Annotated in this window: 8 protein-coding genes; 1 reads left to right on the forward strand and 7 read right to left on the reverse strand. The window is 72.9% G+C overall.

Going from position 1 to position 5,588, the window contains the following annotated elements; genetic code table 11:
* Nucleotides 1-520: class I SAM-dependent DNA methyltransferase (locus AC0CYZ_RS11555; protein WP_472215395.1), on the forward strand; the 520-nt coding region annotated here is incomplete at its 5' end.
* A gap of 96 nt (nt 521-616) precedes the next feature.
* On the opposite strand, the gene AC0CYZ_RS11560 is transcribed toward AC0CYZ_RS11555, so the two are convergent.
* From AC0CYZ_RS11560 to AC0CYZ_RS11590, 7 genes are all read right to left on the reverse strand, one after another.
* Nucleotides 617-1,252, reverse strand: a complete 636-nt coding sequence (locus AC0CYZ_RS11560; RefSeq protein WP_472215398.1) for a CoA transferase subunit B — start codon at nt 1,250-1,252, stop codon at nt 617-619.
* The gene (locus tag AC0CYZ_RS11565; protein ID WP_472215400.1) at nt 1,249-2,052 is read right to left on the reverse strand and encodes a CoA transferase subunit A; all 804 of its coding nucleotides are present in this window, start codon (nt 2,050-2,052) and stop codon (nt 1,249-1,251) included. Before AC0CYZ_RS11565 ends, AC0CYZ_RS11560 begins: the two co-directional genes overlap by 4 nt.
* Before the next feature lie 28 nt (nt 2,053-2,080).
* Nucleotides 2,081-2,848 carry a 3-oxoadipate enol-lactonase gene (gene pcaD, locus AC0CYZ_RS11570; RefSeq protein WP_472215402.1) on the reverse strand — a complete coding sequence of 256 codons (768 nt, stop codon included), beginning with the start codon at nt 2,846-2,848 and terminating at the stop codon, nt 2,081-2,083.
* A gap of 97 nt (nt 2,849-2,945) precedes the next feature.
* On the reverse strand, nt 2,946-3,227 hold the full coding sequence (catC, locus tag AC0CYZ_RS11575; RefSeq protein WP_472215405.1) for a muconolactone Delta-isomerase: 282 nt from the start codon (nt 3,225-3,227) through the stop codon (nt 2,946-2,948).
* A 63-nt stretch (nt 3,228-3,290) separates the two neighbouring features.
* Nucleotides 3,291-4,388, reverse strand: a complete 1,098-nt coding sequence (locus AC0CYZ_RS11580; protein WP_472215407.1) for a mandelate racemase/muconate lactonizing enzyme family protein — start codon at nt 4,386-4,388, stop codon at nt 3,291-3,293.
* On the reverse strand, nt 4,385-5,317 hold the full coding sequence (locus AC0CYZ_RS11585) for a LysR family transcriptional regulator (protein ID WP_472215409.1): 933 nt from the start codon (nt 5,315-5,317) through the stop codon (nt 4,385-4,387). Before AC0CYZ_RS11585 ends, AC0CYZ_RS11580 begins: the two co-directional genes overlap by 4 nt.
* 6 nt (nt 5,318-5,323) lie before the next feature.
* The coding region (locus AC0CYZ_RS11590) for a dioxygenase family protein (RefSeq protein WP_472215411.1) at nt 5,324-5,588 on the reverse strand (265 nt) is incomplete at its 5' end.

The following is a 5,588-nucleotide window of genomic DNA, read 5'->3' on the forward strand; positions in this document are numbered from 1 at the left end:
GACCGACTCGTCCCAGGGCTACGTCGGCCCGCTGGTCGCGGCGCAGACGGTGGCGCGGGTCGCGGGGGTGGACGGCGAGATCCTCGACGCCGGGTGCGGGACGGGGCTCGTCGGTGTGGAGCTCGCCGCGCTCGGGGCGACCACGATCGACGGGGTCGACCTCTCGCCGGGGATGCTCGAGCAGGCGAAGGCGACGGGGGTCTACCGCCGGCTCGCGCCCGCCGACCTCTCCCGCCCGCTGCCGGTGTCGGCGGACTCCTACGACGTCGTCGTGTGCGTGGGGACGCTGACCCACGGCCACGTCGGGCCCGGGGCGTTCGGCGAGTTCGTCCGGCTCACGCGGCCGGGCGGGACGATCGTCGCGACGGTGCTCGACGACATCTGGGACTCCGGCGGCTATCGCGCCGAGGTCGACCGGCTCGCCCAGATGGCGATGGTCGAGGTGGTGTCGACCGACGTGGTCGACTACCGCAAGGCCGCCGGGGTCAGCGCGCGGATGGTGGTCCTGCGGGTCTTCTGACCGTCCGCCCGGACGGGGATGTGCGGACGGCCGGTTCGTCACGGTCGATGGTGACGAACCGGCCGTTCGTGCGTGGCGGGGCGTGGCGGGGTGGGATCAGAGCGCGCTGGTCAGCTCCGCGCCGGTCTTCTCGCGGACCTCGTCCTCGCTGACGCCGTCGGCGAGCTCGCGCAGCACGAGGCCGGCCTCGGTGACGTCGATGACCGCGAGATCGGTGATGATCCGCTGCACGACGCCCTGGCCGGTCAGCGGCAGCTCGCACTTCTCGACGATCTTGTGGGTGCCGTCCTTGGCGGTGTGCTCCATGAGCACGATGACGGTCTTCGCGCCGTGGACGAGGTCCATCGCGCCGCCCATGCCCTTGACCATCTTGCCGGGGATCATCCAGTTCGCGATGTCGCCGGTCTGCGAGACCTGCATCGCGCCGAGGATCGCGGTGTCGACCTTGCCGCCGCGGATCATCCCGAAGGACAGCGCCGAGTCGAAGAAGCTGGCGCCGGGCAGCGTCGTCACCGTCTCCTTGCCCGCGTTGATCAGGTCCGGGTCGACCTCGGCGTCGTGGGGGTAGGGCCCGACGCCGAGCAGGCCGTTCTCGGAGTGCAGCACCATGCCCACGCCCTCGGGCACGTAGTTGGGCACGAGGGTGGGCAGCCCGATCCCGAGGTTGACGTAGGAACCGTCCTGGAGCTCCTTCGCCGCGCGGGCGGCCATCTGCTCGCGGGTGAGGCTCATCGGTTCATCGTCTCCTGCGTCGTGCGCTTCTCGATGTGCTTGCGCTGGACTTCCTCGGGGGTCAGGGCGACGACCCGGTGCACGAAGATGCCGGGCAGGTGGACCTCGTCGGGCTCGATCTCGCCGGGCTCGACGAGCTCCTCCACCTCGGCGATCGCGAGCCGGCCCGCCATCGCGCACAGCGGGTTGAAGTTGCGCGCGGACTTGTTGAACACCAGGTTGCCGTGTCGGTCGCCCTTCCACGCCCGTACCAGCGAGACGTCGATGTCCAGGGCGGCCTCGAGCACGTAGGGCTTGCGCAGCGTCGTGCCGTCGGCCTGGGTGACCTCGAACTCGCGGACCTCCTTGGCGGGGGAGGTCGCGATGACGTTGCCCTCGGCGTCGTAGCGCCACGGCAGGCCGCCGTCGGCGATCATCGTCCCGACGCCGGCCGGGGTGTAGAACGCCGGGATACCGGTGCCCGCGGCGCGCAGCCGCTCGGCCAGCGTGCCCTGCGGGGTCAGCTCGACCTCGACCTCGCCGCCGAGGTACTGGCGGGCGAACTCCTTGTTCTCACCGATGTAGGAGGCGGTCACCCGGGAGATGCGGTGCTGCTCGAGCAGCACGCCCAGCCCCCACCCGTCGACGCCGCAGTTGTTGCTCGCGACCTTGAGGTCGCCGACCTCGGTCCGGTTCAGCGCGTCGATCAGCACGATCGGCACCCCGGAGAGGCCGAACCCGCCGACGGCGAGCGAGGCGCCGCTCGGGATGTCGGCCACCGCCTCGTCCGCGCTCGCGATCACCTTGTCGATCCGGCTCATACGCTTCCTTTCCTGAGACTCGAGCCTTTCATGAACTCGAGCCCTTCACGTGCTCGGCCAGCAGTGGGGTCACGACCTCGGCCCGCTGGTAGGACGCGAGGTGGGCGGCGTCGTCGAGGACCTCGAAGCGCGCGCCGGGGATGCCGTCGGCGAGGACCTGGCCGTGCTCGGGCGGGGTGGCCGGGTCCTGGGCCCCCGAGATCACCAGGGTGGGCGCCGTGATCGACGCCAGCCGGGAACGCGAGTCCCAGGCGACGATGGCCTCGCAGCACGAGGCGTAGCCCTCGGGCGGGGTCGCGGCGATCATGTCGCGCATCTGCGCCACCGCGTCCGGGGCGGTCTCCCGGAAGTCGTCGGTGAACCAGCGCGTGACCACCCCGTCGGCGATCTCGGCGACCCCCTGGCTCCGGGCGGTCTCGGCGCGCTCGACGTACGTGTCCGGGTTGGCGAACTGCGCGGAGGTGCAGAGCAGCACCAGCGCGCTCACCCGCTCGGGGGCGTGCAGGGCGACCGCCTGGCTCATCGCCCCGCCGAGCGACACCCCGGCGAACGCCGCCCGGTCGACCCCGAGGTCGTCGAGGGTCTCGAGGACGTCGTCGGCCAGGTCCTCCACGAAGTAGGGGCCGTCGGGCACCGGGGAGCCGCCGTGGCCCCGGGTGTCCATCGTCAGCACCCGGTACTCCCCGGCGAGGTCGCGGCGCTGGGGCGCCCACATGTCGACGGTGGACCCGAGCGAGCAGAGCAGGACGAGGACGGGGGCGTCGGGAGGGCCCTCGTCGGTCACGTGGAGACGCACTGCCCCACCCTCTCCCATCGGACGCCGGGACGACACCGGCCTTCCGGCGATCGGCAACATCGACGGGTCGAGCTCGGCTGCGCTGCGTCTCCCGGAGTCACCGATCGAGCTTCGACGGGTGCCGGGTCAGCGCGGTGACCTCGATGTCCATGTACGGGAAGAGCGGCAGGCTGGAGAGGAGCTCGTGCAGCTCGTCGCCGGACTCGACGTCGAAGCGGCTGACGTTCGCGTAGCGCCCCACCACCCGCCAGAGCTCCGGCCACTTCCCGGCGCCCTGGATCTCGTGGGCGCGGGCCTTCTCCCGGGCACGGAGGTCGTCGGCGACCTCCTGCGGCATGTCGTGGGGCAGACGGACGTCCATGCGGACGAGGAACTGCACGGGGTCCTCCGTGATCGACGGTCTCCTGACGTCCGGTGTCGGCACCAGGGCTTCTCCGGCACGTCAGTCGAGGCGGTAGTGGGCCAGCTTGTCGGGATCGATCCTCGCGCCGAGGCCCGGCTCCTGCCGCGCGGCGAGGCGGCCGTCGACGATCACGGGCGGTTCGGCGAGGACGTCGTCGGTCATCAGCAGGTAGTTGGTGACCTCCACGGGCTGGCGGGCCAGCGCACGCAGCCCGCACCCCAGCGCGACGGAGGCGACGGTGCCGAGCATCCCGTCGATCTGGTTCCCGACCACCGTCGTCACCCCGAGCCCCTCACAGAGCCCGACGATCTTCGCGGAGTCGGTGAACCCGGTGCGCGCGACCTTGACGCTGATGGCCTGCGCGTCGCCGTCGAGCAGTGACCGGGCGACTCCGCCGAGGGTGATCGTCGACTCGTCCCCGACGACGGGGATGGGGCTCGCCGCGACGATGCGCCGCCGGCCCAGCACGTCGGCGGCCGGGTTGGGCTCCTCCAGCATCGACACACCGTGGTCGGCGAGCCGGCGCGACGCGACGATCGCGGTGTCGGCGTCCCAGCCGCGGTTGGCGTCGGCGTAGAGCTCGACCGCGTCGCCCAGCTCCGCCCGCAGCGCCCGGACCGCTGCCATGTCGACGCCCAGCTCGCGACCCACCTTGATCTTGAAGGCGTCGACGCCGTGGTCGTCGCGCATCTCGACGGCGTCGGCGACCATCTCCTCCGGCGTGCCGAGCCCGATCATGTGGGCGGCGCGGACGTCGTCGGCGGCGTGCCCGAGCAGCACGTGCACCGGCTGCCCGCACGCCTGCCCGACGAGGTCCCAGAGGGCGACGTCGATCGCGCCCTTGGCCGCGTTGTTGGCGACCGTGCGGTCGAGGTCGGCGCGGACGCGCTCGCGGGCGAAGGGGTCGGCGCCGACGAGCACCGGCGCGAACAGGTCGCGGACGGCGGCGACGATCGAGGCCGCCGTCTCCCCGTAGGTGTAGGGCCGCGGCGGGGCCTCACCGTGCCCGACCAGGCCGTCGTCGGTGGTGATCCGGACGAGGACGTGGTCGGCGGCGGTCACCCGGCCGCTGGCGAACCCGAACGGGCGGCGGTAGGGGATCGCGAGGGGGATGGCCTCGACGGAGTCGATCTTCACTGCGGGGTCCTCTCGTGGCCACCCAGGACGGCGAGGGCCTTCTTCAAGGCGGGGGAGCGGATCGGGGCGAGCGGAGCGTCGGGGGATTCGACATCGTCGCGACGCCAGGCCAGCGCGACGTCGGCGGTGACGTCGCACCCGGTCAGCTCGCGATAGCGCACACCGTCGACGGTCACGGCGAGCACCGAGGCCGGCAGCAGTGCCACCCCGAGTCCCGCGGCGACGAGGGCGAGGACGATGGAGGTCTGGTCGGCGTCGTGGGTGTGTCGCGGGACGAAGCCGGCGGCGCGGCACGCCCGGTCGGCGGCGGCACCGACCACGGAGCCCGGCGCGGAGTACACGACGAAGTCCTCGTCGGCGAGGTCCGCGAGCGCGACGGCGCCGTCGGCCGAACCGTCGTCGCCGCGCCAGCCGGCCGGCACGGCGAGCACCAGGCGCTCCCGGGCGAGCAGCCGCGTCGCCAGCGACCCGTCGCCGACGGGCGGGCGCAGGACGGCGAGGTCGATGCGGTGCTCGACGAGCGCGGCCTCGAGGGCCGGGGTGAGCATCTCGGACCGGAAGCGCAGGGTGAGGTTCGGCAGCTCGGCGCCGAGCCGGCGGACGAGCTCGGGCACGTGGCGGTAGGTCGCCAGCGCCGTCGCCCCGATCCGCAGCCGCCCGAGGTCGCCGGCGGCCACCCGCGAGACCTGCTCGCGGGCGGCCCCCACCGACTCCAGGATGCGGACGGCCTCCGGCAGCAGCGCCTCCCCGGCGGCGGTGAGGTCGACCCGGCGCGTGGTCCGCTCGAACAGCGGCGTGCCCAGGTGCGACTCCAGCTGCCGGATGGCCTGCGACAGCGGCGACTGGGCGATGTACAGCTGCTCGGCCGCCCGCCCGAAGTGCCGCGTGTGCGCCACCGTCACGAAGTAGCGCAGCTGCCGGACCTCCATCGGGAGTTACTCGGGCTCCAGCACGAAGTCGCGGTCCGAGCGCACCTCGTCGCCGTTGCCGGTGGACTGCGGGTCGAGGGTGAGCTCCGGCTTGTCGGCCGAGGCGACGTCGTTGCCCAGGTAGGGGTCCCCGGTGAAGAACAGCTGGGTGGTCAGCGTCCGGTGGCCCGGGGCCGAGACGAGCAGGTGGATGTGCGCGGGGCGCCACGGGCTCCACCCGGCGGCCAGCGTCATCTTCCCGGTCGGGCCGTCGAGCGGGATGGTGTACGGC

It is taken from the genome of Actinomycetospora sp. (assembly GCF_055612215.1).

What these genes read in the sequence shown, in the direction of transcription:
- AC0CYZ_RS11560 (WP_472215398.1), bottom strand. Translation starts at nt 1,252, where the DNA reads ATGAGCCTCACCCGCGAGCAGATGGCCGCCCGCGCGGCGAAGGAGCTC.
- AC0CYZ_RS11565 (WP_472215400.1), bottom strand. Translation starts at nt 2,052, where the DNA reads ATGAGCCGGATCGACAAGGTGATCGCGAGCGCGGACGAGGCGGTGGCC.
- AC0CYZ_RS11585 (WP_472215409.1), bottom strand. Translation starts at nt 5,317, where the DNA reads ATGGAGGTCCGGCAGCTGCGCTACTTCGTGACGGTGGCGCACACGCGG.